The 15,909-nt window shown below is 76.2% G+C and carries 14 protein-coding genes; 1 reads left to right on the top strand and 13 read right to left on the bottom strand.

Annotated elements, in window-relative coordinates:
• Window positions 1–34 precede the first annotated feature (34 nt).
• The 6 genes from HK417_RS18855 to HK417_RS18830 all read right to left on the bottom strand — a co-directional run bounded on the left by HK417_RS18855 (window position 35) and on the right by HK417_RS18830 (window position 5,369).
• Entirely contained in the window at window positions 35–559 is a 525-nt protein-coding gene (locus tag HK417_RS18855; RefSeq protein WP_222269518.1) for a hypothetical protein, read from the bottom strand.
• Complete coding sequence (locus HK417_RS18850) at window positions 556–1,443, bottom strand: ParA family protein (RefSeq protein WP_261327273.1); 888 nt, start codon at window positions 1,441–1,443, stop codon at window positions 556–558. The genes HK417_RS18855 and HK417_RS18850 overlap by 4 nt, the downstream gene beginning before the upstream one ends.
• 226 nt (window positions 1,444–1,669) lie before the next feature.
• The gene (gene xerD, locus HK417_RS18845; protein WP_308123707.1) at window positions 1,670–2,665 is read right to left on the bottom strand and encodes a site-specific tyrosine recombinase XerD; all 996 of its coding nucleotides are present in this window, start codon (window positions 2,663–2,665) and stop codon (window positions 1,670–1,672) included.
• Entirely contained in the window at window positions 2,635–3,744 is a 1,110-nt protein-coding gene (ald, locus tag HK417_RS18840; RefSeq protein WP_308123706.1) for an alanine dehydrogenase, read from the bottom strand. Before ald ends, xerD begins: the two co-directional genes overlap by 31 nt.
• A gap of 153 nt (window positions 3,745–3,897) precedes the next feature.
• On the bottom strand, window positions 3,898–4,437 hold the full coding sequence (locus HK417_RS26570) for a dihydrofolate reductase family protein (protein ID WP_222269514.1): 540 nt from the start codon (window positions 4,435–4,437) through the stop codon (window positions 3,898–3,900).
• Complete coding sequence (locus HK417_RS18830; RefSeq protein WP_222269511.1) at window positions 4,434–5,369, bottom strand: helix-turn-helix domain-containing protein; 936 nt, start codon at window positions 5,367–5,369, stop codon at window positions 4,434–4,436. Before HK417_RS18830 ends, HK417_RS26570 begins: the two co-directional genes overlap by 4 nt.
• Before the next feature lie 125 nt (window positions 5,370–5,494).
• On the opposite strand from HK417_RS18830, the gene HK417_RS18825 reads away from it, so the two are divergent.
• Window positions 5,495–6,124 carry a hypothetical protein gene (locus HK417_RS18825; protein ID WP_222269509.1) on the top strand — a complete coding sequence of 210 codons (630 nt, stop codon included), beginning with the start codon at window positions 5,495–5,497 and terminating at the stop codon, window positions 6,122–6,124.
• A 13-nt stretch (window positions 6,125–6,137) separates the two neighbouring features.
• On the opposite strand, the gene HK417_RS18820 is transcribed toward HK417_RS18825, so the two are convergent.
• The 7 genes from HK417_RS18820 to murJ form a co-directional block, all read right to left on the bottom strand.
• The gene (locus HK417_RS18820) at window positions 6,138–6,551 is read right to left on the bottom strand and encodes a GlcG/HbpS family heme-binding protein (protein ID WP_222269507.1); all 414 of its coding nucleotides are present in this window, start codon (window positions 6,549–6,551) and stop codon (window positions 6,138–6,140) included.
• Window positions 6,552–6,597: 46 nt separating this feature from the next.
• Window positions 6,598–8,286: a serine/threonine-protein kinase gene (locus tag HK417_RS18815; RefSeq protein WP_308123705.1), complete on the bottom strand. Its 1,689-nt coding sequence runs from the start codon at window positions 8,284–8,286 to the stop codon at window positions 6,598–6,600.
• 134 nt (window positions 8,287–8,420) lie between these two features.
• Entirely contained in the window at window positions 8,421–9,017 is a 597-nt protein-coding gene (locus tag HK417_RS18810) for an NUDIX domain-containing protein (RefSeq protein ID WP_222269505.1), read from the bottom strand.
• A complete protein-coding gene (locus tag HK417_RS18805) occupies window positions 9,017–10,738 on the bottom strand; it encodes a CTP synthase (protein ID WP_308123704.1) in 1,722 nt (573 codons plus the stop codon). The genes HK417_RS18810 and HK417_RS18805 overlap by 1 nt, the downstream gene beginning before the upstream one ends.
• A complete protein-coding gene (locus HK417_RS18800) occupies window positions 10,713–13,109 on the bottom strand; it encodes a hypothetical protein (protein ID WP_222269503.1) in 2,397 nt (798 codons plus the stop codon). The genes HK417_RS18805 and HK417_RS18800 overlap by 26 nt, the downstream gene beginning before the upstream one ends.
• Entirely contained in the window at window positions 13,106–14,266 is a 1,161-nt protein-coding gene (locus tag HK417_RS18795) for a glycosyltransferase family 4 protein (protein WP_222269501.1), read from the bottom strand. The genes HK417_RS18800 and HK417_RS18795 overlap by 4 nt, the downstream gene beginning before the upstream one ends.
• Entirely contained in the window at window positions 14,259–15,893 is a 1,635-nt protein-coding gene (gene murJ / locus HK417_RS18790; protein WP_222269499.1) for a murein biosynthesis integral membrane protein MurJ, read from the bottom strand. The genes HK417_RS18795 and murJ overlap by 8 nt, the downstream gene beginning before the upstream one ends.
• Window positions 15,894–15,909 lie beyond the last annotated feature (16 nt).

Raw genomic sequence — 15,909 nt, 5'->3', positions numbered from 1 at the left:
GCGGCTCGGCGTCCGGGACCCGAGGGGGCAGGCCTCAGTGCTTGCGGAGGCGGCGCACCAGGACGGAGTCCTCGCCGTGCAGCTCGTAGTCCGAGAGCAGCACCGCAATCGCCTCGCGGACGATCCGCCCGCGGTCGGCGACGACGCCGTGCTGCCCGCGCAGCGTCAGCCGCGCCGACTCCAGGGTGAGCAGCTCCTCGGCCGAGCAGTAGACGGTGATCTTCTCCTCGTGGCGGGTGCGCCCCTTCTCGGTGCGCGCCCGGACGGGCTTGGGACCGGGCGTGGGCAGCGCCGCGCGGTGGGCGGCGAGCTCGTCGACGACGATCCGCGACGCGCCTCCGGCGACGTCGGGCACCAGCGTGAGCGGCGGCGCGCCCGGCTCCGGCGCGGGCGTCCCGGTCACCGGCAGAGCCGGGGCCGGGTTGTTGCCGCGCAGGGCCGGCGACGACCGGGCAGCGGCCAGGCTGGGCAGCTCGGTCACCGCGGACGCCTCGGACGCCGGGTTGTCGGTCCGACGGAACAGCTCGTTCGCCCCCGGGAGAACAGGGCGGCGTGTCACAGTGCTATGACCTCCTTGGCCAGGTCCCGGTACGCGGCCGCACCGGTCGACGACGGGGCCCACGTGGTGATCGGCTGACCGGCGACCGTGGTCTCCGGGAAACGCACCGTGCGGGTGATGACGGTCTGGAAGACGGTGTCGCCGAACGCCTCGACGACCCGGCTGAACACCTCGCGGCAGTGCACCGTACGCGAGTCGTACATGGTCGCCAGGATCCCGGAGATCTCCAGCGCCGGGTTGAGCCGTTCCTTGACCTTGTCGATCGTGTCCACGAGCATCGCCACGCCGCGGAGGGAGAAGAACTCGCACTCCAGCGGGATGATCACGCCGTCGGCGGCGGTCAGCGCGTTCACCGTCAGCAGGCCGAGCGAGGGCTGGCAGTCGATGAGCACGTAGTCGTACTCGTCCCGCACCGAGGCGAGCACCCGCGTCAAGGTCTGCTCGCGGGCGACCTCGCTGACCAGCTGCACCTCGGCCGCGGACAGGTCGATGTTGCTCGGCACCAGGTCCAGCCCGGCGATGCCGGTCTGCACCCGCACGTCGGCCAGCGGGGTGTTGCGCTCCATGAGCGCGTTGTAGATCGTCCGGTCCAGGTGCTGCGAGGGGACGCCGAGGCCCACCGACAGCGCACCCTGCGGGTCGAGGTCGAGCAGCAGCACGCGGCGCCCCTGCTCCACCAGCGCCGCACCCAGGTTGATGGTCGACGTCGTCTTGCCCACGCCGCCCTTCTGGTTGCACATCGCGATGATCTTGGCCGGGCCGTGCGTGGCCAGCCGCGGAGGGGTGGGCAGCGGGCGCTGACGGGCCCGGGCAGGGTCGAGACGGCTGGCCGGGGCGCCCATCTCGCCGCCGCGGGCCGGGTCCCCGACGTGCGGGAGCGCCATGGCGGAACCCGCAGCCTCGGCTCGTGTCGACATCGCTGCGCCTCTTCCCTCGGTGTGCGGCCGGCGGAATCTGCCGGTCGACGGTCCCGTGCCCGCCGGTCGGTGGGCACGCCGGGAGCCGTGCAGGTCCGGCGGGGGGAAGCCGCGGTCCGTTCTCCCGACCTTCTTCTCGGCAGACCTGACCCCGACCGGAACCACCTCCCGGGAGGTGATCTGGGCCGCGGTCTCAGCGCAGCGCGCGGGGGTGGCTGGTGGCGTACACCTCACGCAGCCGCTCGACGGTGACCAGCGTGTACACCTGCGTCGTCGTCACCGACGCGTGGCCGAGCAGCTCCTGCACGACCCGGACGTCGGCACCGCCGTCGAGCAGGTGGGTGGCGAATGAGTGCCGCAGCGTGTGCGGGGACAGCTCGACGGCCAGCCCGGCCCGCTCGGCCGCGCTGCGCAAGATCGACCAGGCGCTCTGCCGGGTCAGCGGCCCGCCGCGGGCGTTGAGGAACAGCGCGCCGCCGCGGACTCCCCCGCGTCCCTTGGCGGCCAGCGCCGGCCGGGCGCGCACCAGGTAGTCCTCCACGGCGCGGACCGCGTAGCTCCCCACCGGGACGACGCGCTCCTTGCCGCCCTTGCCGGCCAGCCGCACCGCCGCCGACGCCAGGTCCAGGTCGTCGACGGCCAGCCCGACCGCCTCGGAGATGCGCGCCCCGGTGCCGTACAGCAGCTCCAGCAACGCCCGGTCCCGCAGCCCCCGCGGCCCCTCCACCGAGGCGGCGGCGGTCAGCAGCGTCTCGATCTGCTCCACGGTGATCGCCTTGGGCAGCCGGCGGGCCGGGGCCGGCGGCCGGATCTCCGCGGCGACGTCGTCGGGCACCAGCCCGTCGAGCAGCGCGAACCGGTGCAGCCCGCGCACCGCGACCACCGCCCGGGCCGCGGAGGTGGCCGACAGCGGCGGGTGGTCGTCGTCCCCCTGCCGCAGCGCGACGAGGAACGCGGCGACGTCGGACTCCCCCACCTCCCCCATCCCCCGCACGCCCGTGGCGGCGAGGAACTCGGCGTACCGGCGCAGGTCGCGCCGGTAGGAGGCGATCGTGTTGGCGGCCAAGCCGCGCTCGACGGTGAGGTGGTCGAGGTACCCGGTCACCACCCGCTCGACGGCGGGGCCGGGGGCCGCGCGCGGCGCGGGGACGACGGCGGTCAGGACAGCACCTCCGTGACCTGCTTCCACGGCAACCCGTGCGCCTCCGCCACGCTGGCGTGCACCAGGTGCCCGTCGACGACGTTGACCCCGCGGGCCAGCGCCGGGTCTGCGGCCACGGCGGCCGCCGTCCCCTGGTTCGCCAGCGCCATGACGTAGGGCAGCGTGACGTTGGTCAGCGCGTAGGTCGAGGTGTGCGGCACCGCGCCGGGCATGTTCGCCACGCAGTAGAAGACCGAGTCGTGCACGGCGTACGTGGGGTCGTCGTGGGTGGTGGGGCGGGTCGCCTCGAAGCAGCCGCCCTGGTCGACGGCGATGTCCACCAGCACCGAGCCCGGCTTCATCCGCGCCACCAGGTCGTTGCTGACCAGGGTGGGCGCCTTGGCGCCGGGCACCAGCACCGCGCCGATCACCAGGTCGGCCTCCAGCACCGCCCGCTCCACCTCCAGCGCGTTGGAGGCGACGGTCTGCAGGTGCCCGCGGTAGAGCCGGTCGGCGGCGCGCAGCTTCTCCAGGTCCCGGTCGAGCACGGTGAGCTGCGCCTGCATGCCCAGCGCGATCGTGGCGGCCGCCATCCCCGACACCCCGGCGCCGAGGACGACGACCTTCGCCGCGTGCACGCCGGACACCCCGCCGAGCAGCACGCCGCGCCCGCCCTGCGCCCGCTCGAGGGTGTGCGCGCCGACCTGCGGGGCCATCCGCCCGGCGACCTCGGACATGGGTGCCAGCAGCGGCAGCGCCCCGCCGTCGAGCTGCACCGTCTCGTAGGCGACGGCGGTGGTGCCCGAGGCGAGCAGCGCGTCGGTGCAGGCGCGGGAGGCGGCGAGGTGCAGGTAGGTGAAGAGGGTCTGCCCGGCGCGCATGCGGGCGTACTCCTCCTCGACCGGCTCCTTGACCTTCAGCAGCAGGTCGGCGGTGCCCCAGACCTCGTCGGCGGTGGGGACGATGCGCGCGCCGGCCGCCACGAAGTCCGCGTCCGGGATCGACGACCCCGCGCCGGCGTCGTGCTCCACGAGCACCTCGTGGCCGGCGGCGACCAGCTCGGTGACCCCGGACGGCGTCAGGGCGACCCGGTACTCGCGGTTCTTGACCTCTCGAGCGACTCCCACGTGCACGGTGCGACCCCTGTCCCCGGTGCGGCGCCCCCGGGTCACGGGAGAGTCCGCGGCGTCGATGCCGGCCCGGTCAGGACCGGTGGTGATCGGAGTCTGGCACGCGGAACCCGCCCCGGGGGTCACCGGACGGGGTGAACGCGGGCCGGGTCAGGCGGGTGGCTCGCGCCGGACGGCGAAGCGGATGCAGACCAGCTCGCCGTTGCGCTCCACCTCCCGGACCTCCAGCTCGATCCGGCGCGGCAGCAGCGGCGCACCGCCGCCCAGGGTGACCGGCGCGATGGCCACGACCACCTCGTCGAGCAGGCCGGCGTCGGCGAACTGGCCGGCCAGGTCCCCGCCGCCGATCACCCACACGTCCTTGTCCGGGCCGGCGGCCTCGACCATGGCGGCGTGCTCGCGCGCGACGTCGCCGGCGGTGAACCGGAGGTCCGCGCCGGCGATCGGCGCCAGCTCCCGGTGGGTGAACACCCAGGCGGGCTTCTCGGGCATCCAGTCGGGGTCGTGCTCGCGGACCCACAGGTAGGTCGTCGCGCCCATCGCCATCGCGCCGATGCCCTCGATGAAGTCCTTGTAGCCCATCGGCCCGTTCTCGTCGGTCTGCCGGGAGAGCAGCCAGTCCAGCGAGTTGTCGGGGTCGGCGATGAAGCCGTCGAGCGAGGTGGCGGTGTAGAAGACGGTGCGGGTCACGGGGTCCTCCTCCGGAGCCATTCGATCGGGTCGCCGGTGTCGACCGGGACACCGGCCTGCCGGAGCCAGTGCCGGGCCAGCTGCCGGCGGTGGGCGCTGAACGTGAGCACGTGCGCCACCACGCTGCCGAGCACGAACGTCTCCGGCGGGTCGCACAGCGCGTCGACCAGCCGGTCGCCCCAGGCGCCGCGGCGGGAGACGTCCCGCACAGCGGCCAGCCAGCGGGGCGCGACGGCGTCGTGGCGGCCCAGCAGGGCGCCGGGGTCGTCCCCGCCCTGGACCGGGAGGTCGGCGCCCTCCACGGAGGCCAGCCACACCTCCGTCGTCCAGACCAGGTGGGCCAGCACCGCGGCGAGGGACTCCTCCGGCCCGTCCCAGGGGAGCACCTGCAGGCCGGGTGCGCGCGGCAGCCGGTACTCCTGCTCCGGCAGCTCCTTGGCCGTCTCCAGCAGCGCGCGGGTGTCCTCGAGGTCGTGGTGGACCAGCAGCGCGGTCACCTCGTCCCCGCTGCGGTGGCCCTGCTCGCCGGCCACCCACAGCGAGGTCGGCGGGTGGAAGTGGATGCCGTTGGGCGCGGGCAGCCAGTGCTCGTCGCGCGTGCGCGGGCCGACCAGGTGTCCCGGCGTGTGCCCGTAGGCGCGGGCGAACGCGCGGCTGAACCCCTCGACGGACTCGTAGCCGGCGGCGAACGCCACGTCGGTGACGCTGCGCCCCTGCCGGAGCTGCCAGGCCGCGCGCTCCAGCACCACCCGCCGGCGCAGCGCGACCGGGGACTCCCCGGCGCCCCGCGCGACCTGCCGGCTGAAGTGCCACGGGGAGGCGAAGGCGTCCCCGGCCATGTCGGTGAGCGTGTGGTTGTCCTCGTCGAGCACCGCGTCGAGGAGTTCGCGGAGCCGGTCGCGCCCGGCGGGCACCTGCTCGGTCTCGGCCATGCGCAGAGTCTGGCCGTCGTCCACCGCCCGGTGCCCGACCGTTCTTGCTCAATGCCCCGGATCGCCGCCCGGGCCGCGGTGCCGCACCATGCCGGGGACCGTCCCCTCGTTCCCGGAGCCACCCGATGCGCCTGTACGCCGACCGCCCCGACCGCCGCGCCCGGCAGCTGGCCGGCGACCTGGGCCTGCTGGCGTGGCTGGTGCTCTGGGTCCTGGTGGCCCGCACCGTCCACGGCGCGGTGCTCGTGCTCGCCGAGCCGGGCCGGGCGGTGGCGGAGCTCGGCCGCTCGATGTCCGAGTCGATGGGCAGCGCCTCAGGGGTCGCCGAGGACGTCCCGGTGGTCGGCGACGAGCTGGCCTCGCCCTTCGACGCCCTCGGCCGCGCCGGGGAGTCGGTGACCGGCGCGGGTCAGAGCACCCAGGACGCGGTGCAGACCCTCGCTGCGGTGCTCGCCGTCGTGCTCGTCGTGCTCCCGGTGGGCTGGCTGCTGCTGCGCTGGGTGCCGGCTCGGCTGCGCTGGGCGCGGGAGGCCGGCGCCGTCGACCGGTTGCTCCGGTCCGGCGCTCCGGGGGCGCCGGACCTGGAGCTGCTCGCCGCCCGGGCGATGGCGACCGCGCCCCTTCCCGAGCTGGCCCGGCTCCCTGCGGGGACCGGGGCGGGGTGGCGGGCCGGCGACCCCGGCGCGGTGCGGGCCCTGGCCGAGGTCGAGGCCCGCCGGCTGGGCGTGCGGCTGCCCGCCGGCGGGGCGGGCTGAGCGCCCCGGAGGGTCAGCTGACGCTGTAGCCGCCGGCCGCCACGGCGGCCGCGCAGACGTCCTCGTCCTGCTTGCCGGTGCCGCCGCTGGCGCCGAGGGCACCCAGGAGCTGCCCGTCGGAGTACACCGGCACCGCGCCGGTCTGCGGGGTGTACCGGCCGTTGGTCATCGTGGTCAGTGCCGCGGCGAAGTTCGGCATCGGCTCCATCTTCGACTTCTGCGCGTCACTGGGGGCACCGTAGGCGGCCGCCGTCCACGCCTTGCCCTGCGCGACGTCGGTGGAGATCCACGGCGCGCCGTCCATGCGCACCAGCGCCACCAGGTGCCCGCCCGGGTCCATGACGGCGAAGGACATCGGCACGCCCAGCTTCGCGGACTCCTCGCGGGCGGCTTGCAGCAGGGTCAGGGCCTGGTCGTGTGTCAGCACCCCGACACCTTCACAGGCGCGGGGTCGGCGGGGCAACTCCGGGGGGTCACCCCTCGCCGGTGGTCTCCGACGGCTCCGAGCTGTCCGACGACTCCTCGCCCGACTCCCCGGAGGACGGCGGGGGCTCGTCGTCGTCGGTGGTCTCCGCCGGCTCCGAGGTCTCCGGCGCGGAGCTCTCCGCCGGCTCCGAGGTCTCCGGCGCGGAGCTCTCCGGCGGCTCCGAGGTCTCCGGCGCGGAGCTCTCCGGCGGCTCCGAGCTCTCCGGCGGCTCCGAGCTCTCTGCCGGCTCCGAGGTCTCCGGCTCGGAGCTCTCCGGCGCGGACGTCTCCGGCGCGGACGTCTCGGGCGCGGAGGTGACCGGCGCCGAGCTGGTCGGGGTCTCCGGCAACGGCGCGGTCTCAGGGGTGGACGACGGGACCGCGGCCGCCGTGGTCCGCTGCGCCCGCTCGACCGCGGCCGTCGGTGGGTCGTCGGACGGTTCCGGCTCGGGGGCCGGAGCGGACGGCGCGGCGACCGCGACGGACAGGCGCACCAGGTCCCCCGCGGTCAGCTCCTCGCCCACCGGCTCCAGCCCGATGACGGTCCCGGGGACGGCCTCCGGCGCCACCTCCCGCCGCTGCTGCACGAGCAGCCCGAGCGCGGACAGCTCCCGGGCCACCTCGGCGGCGGGCCGGCCGAGGTGGTCGTCGAGCTCCAGCACGATCGGGACGACGGTCGGCGACTGCTCCGCCACGGCCCCCGCGTTCCCCGTGCCCGGATCGGGGGTCCGGCCCAGCAGCAGTACGGCGACGCCCAGCCCGAACGCGACCGCGAGCGCCGCCGCGACCACGGCCGGCACCCACCGCTGGCGAGCCACCGGGGGCCGCCGGACGTCGAGCGTGGGCGCCGGGTCCTCCTCCGGTGGCCGCCCCTGCCGGACGCGGTCGATCGCGGCCACGAACGCGTCGGCGTCCGGCGGCCGCGCCCGGGGGTCTCGGGCCACGGCGGCGTCCACCAGGTGCCGGACGCCGGAGGGCAGCTCCGCCGGCAACGGCTCGGGCTGCTCCTGGACGTGCTTGAGGGCGATCGTCAGCGGGTTGTCGCCCCGGTAGGCGGCGTGCCCGGTCAGGCACTCGTAGCCGACCAGCCCAAGGGAGTAGACGTCGCTGGCCGGGCTCGGCGGGCGGCCGGCCACCTGCTCGGGAGCCACGTACTGGGGGGTGCCCACGACCTGGCCGGCCTGGGTGATCGGCGCACTCCCCGCCGACCAGGCGATGCCGAAGTCGGTGATCTTCACCCGCCCGCCCGGCTCGACGAGGATGTTCCCGGGCTTGACGTCGCGGTGGACCAGCCCCGCGTGGTGCGCCTGGGCCAGCGCGAGGGCGGTCTGCCGCAGCACCGACAGGGTGGCCTCGGGGCCGAGCGCCCCCTGGCGCAGCCGGGCGGACAGCGGCTCACCGTGCACGAGCTCCATCACCAGGTAGGCGAGTTGCTCCCCGTCCGCGTCGTCCACCTCGCCGTAGTCGTACACGGCCGCGATGTTCGGGTGGCTCAGCGAGGCGGCGTGCACCGCCTCGGCACGGAACCGGGCGAGGAAGGTCGGGTCGGCGGTGTACTCGCTACGCAGCACCTTCACCGCGACCGGCCGGCCGAGCAGGGTGTCCCGGGCGCGCCAGACCTGACCCATCCCGCCCGCGGCGATGAGCGCCTCGAGCTGGTACCGGCCGTCCAGGATCCGCGGACCTGCCTGCCCCACGATGGGCCGCTCCTCGTTCGCCGGACAGGCCGGGGCCGAGGGCCCGGACCTGGGGCCGCGGTGCGCGCGCCGCTCCTCTCAGTTTCCCCCTCGGCCGCCGCCACCACACGTGCCGGCAGCGCCCGGGCGTGGCGTCAGGTCGCGTCGACCGGACGCAGCCGCGGCGGCACCGCGCGGGCCCGGGCCGCGGCCAGCAAGCCGATCACCGCCGAGGCGTTGCGGATCGTGCCGTCGAAGACCTGCTGCACGGCCTCGTCGAGCGGGATCCGCTCGACGGTCATGTCCAGCTCCTCATGCTCCACGGTGAACCCGTCGGGCCGGCGGACCTCCGACAGTCCCTCGGCCAGGTAGACGAGCACCTGCTCGTCGCAGAAGCCCGGGGTCGAGTAGCTGGTCACCAGCAGCGACCAGCGTTCGGCGGCCAGCAGCGCCTCCTCGGCGAGCTCCCGCTTCGCGGTCTCCAGCGGCGGCTCGCCGTCGGCGTCGCGCAGGCCGGCGGGCAGCTCCCACAGCCGGTCGGCCACCGGGTGGCGGTACTGGCGCACCAGGACGACGCGGTCGTCGTCGTCCAGCGCGACGATCGCCACCGCCCCCGGGTGCCGGACCACCTCACGGACGCTCTCGCCGCCCCCGGGCATGGCGACGGTGTCCCGGCGCAGCGAGATCACCCGGCCCGTGTAGACCTCCTCGCTGCCGAGGAGTGCGTACTCGTGCGGCTCGGCCTGCGTCATCAGATGCCCACCGGCTCCTCGGTCGGCACGGGCAGCCGCGCGGAGTCCTGGTGGGTGGCCGCGGCCTGCACGAAGGCGGCGAACAGCGGGTGCGGCCGGGTGGGCCGGCTCTTGAGCTCCGGGTGCGCCTGGGTGCCCACGAAGAACGGGTGGACCTCGGCGGGCAGCTCGGCGAACTCGACCAGCGTGCCGTCGGGCGACGTGCCGGAGAAGACCAGCCCGGCCGCGGAGAGCCGGTCGCGGTAGGCGTTGGCCACCTCGTACCGGTGCCGGTGCCGCTCGGTGATCTCGTCGGCGCCGTACGCGACCGCCACGACCGACCCCTTTTGCAGGTGGGCCGGGTAGCTGCCCAGCCGCATGGTGCCGCCCATGTCCCCGCGACCGGCGACGACGTCGAGCTGGTCGGCCATCGTGGAGATGACCGCGTCGGGCGTCTCCGGGTCGAACTCGGTGGAGTTGGCCTCCTCGATGCCGGCCAGGTTGCGGGCGGCCTCGATCACCATGCACTGCAGGCCCAGGCACAGCCCCAGGGTCGGGATGCCGTTGGTGCGGGCGTGCCGGATCGCGCCGAGCTTGCCCTCGATGCCGCGGACCCCGAACCCGCCGGGGATGCACACGCCGTCGACCCCGGCCAGCGCCGCGGCGGCGCCCTCGGGGGTCTCGCAGTCGTCGGAGGGGACCCAGCGGATGTCGACCCGGGAGCGGTGCGCGAACCCGCCCGCGCGCAGCGCCTCGGTCACCGACAGGTAGGCGTCGGGCAGGTCGATGTACTTGCCGACCAGCGCGACGGTCACCGTCTGCTTCGGCTCGTGGACCCGGTCCAGCAGGTCGCCCCACACCGTCCAGTCCACGTCGCGAAACGGCAGGCCCAGCCGGCGGACGACGTAGGCGTCCAGGCCCTCCCGGTGCAGCACCTTCGGGATGTCGTAGATCGACGGCGCGTCGGGGCAGGAGATCACGCCCTCGACGTCCGTGTCGCACATCAGGCTGATCTTGCGCTTCAGGTTGTCGTTGATCTCCCGGTCCGACCGGCAGACCAGGGCGTCGGGCTGGATGCCGATGCTGCGCAGCGCGGCCACCGAGTGCTGGGTCGGCTTGGTCTTCAGCTCGCCGGAGGGGGCGATGTAGGGGATCAGCGAGATGTGCAGGAAGAAGCAGTTGTCCCGGCCGATCTCGTGCCGCACCTGGCGGGCGGCCTCGAGGAAGGGCAGCGACTCGATGTCGCCGACCGTGCCGCCGATCTCGGTGATGACCACGTCGACCCGGTCGGCGGTCTCCGCGCCGGCCAGGATCCGGGCCTTGATCTCGTTGGTGATGTGCGGGATCACCTGCACCGTGTCCCCGAGGTACTCCCCGCGCCGCTCCTTGGCGATCACGTCCGAGTACACCTGGCCGGTGGTCACGTTGGCCCGGCCGGTGAGGTCGGTGTCCAGGAAGCGCTCGTAGTGCCCGATGTCCAGGTCGGTCTCGGCGCCGTCCTCGGTGACGAACACCTCGCCGTGCTGGAACGGGTTCATCGTCCCCGGGTCCACGTTGAGGTACGGGTCCAGCTTCTGCATGGTGACCCGCAGGCCCCGGCTGGAGAGCAGTGCCCCCAGCGAGCTCGCTGTCAGGCCCTTGCCCAGGGACGACACGACGCCGCCCGTGACGAAGACGAACTTCGTCGGCTGGGAGTTGAGGAGAAGAGGTCCGCGGTCACGTCGTTCTGCCAGTCGACCCACGGAGACCCACGTTAACACCCGGGTCCGCCGCGGCTCGGCCGGGACCCGGCGCACCGCCCGCCGCGTCCCCGGTCGCCACCAGGTTCACCAGCAGCGGCACCAGCAGTGCCGCCGCGGTGGCGGGCACCGCCACCCCGCTGTCGTTGACCAGCGCGCCGAGGGTGAGGCTCAGCGCCGCGGCGGTCAGCCCGGCGCGCAGCACCCGCACCCGGGACGGGGGCAGCCCCGCGGCCGGCCGGTCGGCGCCGCTGCGCAGCAGGCCGCCGGGCCGCAGCAGCCACACGGCGGCGACCAGCGCCACCAGCAGCATCCAGGACAGCGCGCTGCCGACCAGGATCGAGATGTTGGCCTCGGCCTTGCGGCCGACCACGGTCCACGCCTGCCCGTCGATCACCTGGCCGACGAAGCGGCCCAGGTGGGTGCGCTGCGCGGCAGGCCGCAGCCAGTCCAGGACGGCGACGGAGCCGACGACGACCACCGCCGCACCGAGGACGGCGACCAGCCGGACCACCGTCACCCGCATCCGGGCCAGCAGCATGCCCAGCACCAGGAAGCCGGGGACGACCGCCAGCACCCCGCCGAAGTCACGGCCCAGCGACGGCGCCCCGACGAGGACCACGCACACCGCACCGGACAGCAGCACCGGCAGCAGCCAGCGGCGCCGTCCCGGCCCGGTGCCGGCGACCCGCGCCGCGAGCGCGGCGGTGAGCAGCAGCGCGCTGACCGACAGCAGGCCGAGGGACAGGTTCCCGTAACCGGTGAAGCGGCCGGCCACGACGGCGTCGTAGCCGAGCAGCCCGTCCAGCTCCAGGTTCGACCCGGTGAGCACGTCCGCGGCGAGGGTGGTCAGCGTGACCGCCAGGACGGCGCCCGGCGGGCCCAGCCGGCCGTGGCGCCACGGGCCGCCCACGGCGACCGCGGTCACCACGACGTCGGCCAGGAGCACCGCCGCGGCCATCGCCAGCCGCGGTGTGCCGGCGCGCTCCCACGGGAGCAGGTTGGCCAGGTAGGTGGACACCGGCAGCGCGGCCACGGCCAGTGCGGCCACCCGCACGGCCGGCACCGCGCCCGGGACCGCGTGCCGTCCGCGCAGCCACGCCCGCAGCCGCGGCGGCAGCGGGCCGCGGTCCCAGCCGCCCAGGGTCAGCAGGGCGACCCCGACCAGTGCCGCGTTCAGCGCCACGAGCACCCAGTAGAAGGTGCCGGTGCTGCGGTGGTGCGCCACCGCCCGGGTGTTCACGTCGGCCAGCTCGGCCAGCGACGTCGCGAGGTCGGGCCGGCTCCCGGCGACGCTCAGCGGCTGCCCGTTCATCGACGCCGGGACGTCGAGCTGCAGGGCGCCGAGCACGGTCGGGGCCAGGTCGATCAGCTGGGCGAAGGGGGCCCGCCCGGTCGACGACGAGGTGAGCCACCCGGCCGGCAGCCCCGGCGCGCTGGCCAGCCCGACGTGCAGCTGCGGATCGCCGTCCCCCACCTCGGAGGTCCCCGCCAGCAGCAGGAGGGTCTCGCCGGGCACCGCGGCCACCGCGGCGCGCAGCAGCCCGACGGACTGGTCGACCTCGGCGACGGCCGCGACCCGCCGGGCGGCGTCGGCCTCGGCGTCCGCGGTGGCCGGGCCGGTGCCGGCCAGCTGGTCGAGGGCGACCAGCGTCAGCGGGCAGTCCGACAGCAGGGCCGACGTGGTGCCGGCGTCGGCCGGGAGCGTGTCGGTGACGGCGAACTGCGCCTGCTCGCCCGCGACGGCGAGGGAGGCGGGCCGCCCGACGGCGGTGCTGCACGGGACCGCCTCCCCCAGCGCGCCGGGCTCGGCGCCGAACCGCGCGGTGCCGGGGTCCTCGGCGATGCGGGCGGTGGTGCGCCGCGGGTCGTCGAGGCCGACCCGCGCCACCTGCTCCTGGAAGGCGCAACCGGTCGGCACCAGCTCGGCGGTCTCCTCGGCCCCTTCGGCCTCCCCGGCCCCCCCGGTGGCCGGGGTCGAGGGGTCGGCGGGGGCGTCGGTGGTCCCGTCGTCCTCCTCGGGCAGCGGCGCGCTGGGCAGCGGCACCGGCGGCACCGGCTCGTCCGGCCCGGGGTACCGCGCCCGGTTCCCGGCCCCGAGGCTGGCCCAGCCGTCGAGCAGGCAGGTCGTCGACCGCGCGGCCCGCACCGACAGCGCGGCGACCGCGGAGCCCTCGGCGAGCGTCCACAGCTCCGGCGTCCGCTCCGGGTCGAGGTCGGCCCAGGTGAGGCCGGCGACGCCGACCACGAGCACCCGGTCGGCCTGCCAGGCGGCGGCCCGGTCGTCCGCGGCCGCGGCCGGACCGGCGAGCAGGCCGAGGACGGCCAGCAGCACCGTGAGGACGACGCCCGCGCGCCGGACCCCGGAGCTCACCGCTCCGCTCCGCCCGGGCGGCCCAGCAGCTCGGCGTACAGCTCGACCAGCTGCCGGGCGGTGGCGGCCTCGTCCGGCCAGGTCGCCGCCTGGCGGGGGCCGGCGGCACCGAGCCGGGCGGTGCGTGCGTGGTCGGTGAGCACGCCGGTGACCGCGTCGGCCAGCGCGGCGGCGTCCCCGACCGGAACGAGCTCGGCGGCGTCCCCGACCAGCTCCGGGATGCCGCCGACCCGGGTGGCCACCAGGGGCGTGCCGGCCCGCAGCGCCTCCTGCGCGGTCAGCGAGCGGGCCTCCCACACCGACGGCAGCACGCACACGTCGGCGGCGCCGAGCAGGTCCGCGACGTCGGTGCGCCGGCCCAGCAGGGTCACCGGCAGCTGCTCGGCGCGGATGCGCGCGGTCAGCTCCTCGTGCAGCGGACCGTCGCCGGCGATGGCCACCAGCGGCGCCGGGCTCAGCCGGGGATCGGCGATCCAGCGGTGCACGGCGCCGAGCAGGACGTCGTAGCCCTTCTGCGGGTGCAGCCGCCCGACCGCGACCACGAGCGGCCGCGCGTCGTCCTCCAGCCCCACCTCGCGGCGGACCTCCCGCCGCGGCCGCTGCGGCCGGCCCAGCGGCGGCGCGGCGACCGGGGCCACGCGCACGTCCCGGGCGCCGAGCCGGCGGGCGTTCCCGGCCAGGTCGCCCGAGGCGGCGAGCACGACGTCGGCCCCGCGGATCGTCGCCAGCTCGGCGGCCTGGAGCACCTGCCGGCGCAGGCCGGCGCCACCGGGCAGGGCGTTGTGCAGGGTCAGCACCAGCCGCGGCGCCCGGGTGCCGGGCACCCGGCGGGCGGCCGCGGCGACCAACCCGGCACGCAGGCCGTGGGCGTGCACGAGGTCTGCGCCGGCGGTCGCCCGCCGCAGCGCCAGCACCGCCCGCAGGTCGGCGGCGGGCGCGAGGCCGGCGGAGATCTCGACCGCGCGGAAGTCGGCCCCGGTGGCGGTGAAGCCGAAGAGGTCCTCGGTGGCGCGCGGGCCGCACACCCGCACGGAGGCCCCCGCCCGCCCGAGCGGGACCAGCAGCGAGCGCAGGTGTGTGCCGACCCCGCCGGTGCTGGTCGCCAGCACCTCGGCGATCCGCCGGTCGGCCAGCGGACGCCCCTGCTGCTCAGCCACCTGTCACCTCTCGCCCGCCCGTTCCGCGCAGCCCGCGCACGGCCGCGGTCAGCGGCCCGCGGGCGGTCCCCATCATGACCACGCCGGCCACCGCCAGCACCACCCCACCGGCGCCCAGTCCGGTGCCCACCACCGCCAGCATCCCGCCCCGGGGCACCGGTGCGGCGCCGAGCGCCTGGGCCGTCCACAGCCCGGCGACGGCGGCCAGCGCGGCGGCGGCCAGGGCGAGCAGGCCGGTGCGGAGCAGGCCGGCCAGCGCCCCGGTTCCCGCGGCCCGGGCGGTCACCAGCAGCAGCGCCAGCCCGGCGACGGTGACGCCGATGCTGTGCCCGGCCGCGAGGGCCAGACCCCGGTCGGCGGGCGGCAGGACGGCGGAGAGGACCAGGTCGGCGGCGACCGCGACCAGCCAGCCCGCGGTGACGCACACCGTCGGCGCCCGCCACAGCCCGCGGGCGTACAGCGCCCGGGTCAGCACCGCGACCAGGCCGTAGCCGACCAGGCCCAGCGCGAAGACCGCGATCGTGCCCTGCAGCGCGGCCGCGGCAGCGGCGTCGTCCCCCGAGATGAGGAACAGCCGGGCGATCGGCCCGGAGACCGCCACCAGCCCGGCCGCCGCGACGGCGGAGCCGACGACGGTCAGCACGGTCACCGGCGCCAGGGCGGACCGGTAGCCGGCCTCGTCGCCCGCCTCGGCACTCGCGCTCAGCTGCGGGTACACCGACGTGGCCAGCGGCACCGCCACCGCCGCCCAGGGCAGCAGGAACATCGCCATGCCGGCGAGGTAGACGACCTGGGTGCCCTCGGGCGCGCCGGCGCTGGCCAGCCGGATCGCGACCAGCGCCACCAGCTGCTGCCCGGCAAGGGTGACCACGCCCGCGATCGCGAGCCGGCGCACCCGCGGAGCGGCGCCGACCGGGAACCGCAGCGCGGGCCGGAGGCCGAGGTGCAGCCGGCGCAGCGGGAGGAGGAGCGGCAGGGTCAGCGCGACGACGCCGAGCGTCGTCCCGACCCCGAGCACCAGTTCCGCGGTGCGGCCGAGGTCGGCCACCGACCGGCCGCCGTCCAGGACGGCGAAGAGCAGGTAGGCCCCGGCCACGACCACGGACGAGACCAACGGCACGATCGCCGGGCCGACGAAGCGCCGGTGCGCCTGCAGGATCCCGGTGAACACGATGCCCAGCCCGTACAGGACCACCTGCGGGGCGAAGACCACCAGGAACCGCGCGGCGAGGTCGATCTTCGCCGGGTCGGCGGCGTCGCCGCCGAGCAGGCCGGCCGCGATCGGCCGGGCGAGCACCGCGAGCAGCACCGCCATCGGCACGAGCACCAGCAGGGTCCAGCCCAGCAGCGCCGACGCCGTCCGGCGGACCTGATCCCGGTCGCCGACGGCGATGCCCCCGGCGAGCATCGGCACCACCAGGCTGGCCAGGGCGCCCCCCGCGACCACCTCGTAGACGATGTTCGGGACGTTGTTGGCGGCCAGGTAGGTGTCACCGGTGCTGCCCGCGCCGACCGCGTTGGTGAAGACCAGGGTGCGCCCGAACCCGGCGAGCCGGGCCAGCAGGGTCAGCACGGAGATCAGCAGCGCGGCCCCGGCGACGCCCAGGGCGGCCCGCCGCGCGGTCACCAGCGTGCTCCGATCC

The sequence above is a fragment of the Modestobacter marinus genome (assembly GCF_019799945.1).
GTDB lineage: Bacteria > Actinomycetota > Actinomycetes > Mycobacteriales > Geodermatophilaceae > Modestobacter > Modestobacter marinus_B.
The sequence above is the reverse complement of the archived record's forward strand: the minus strand, read 5'-3'. Positions and strand labels throughout refer to the sequence as shown.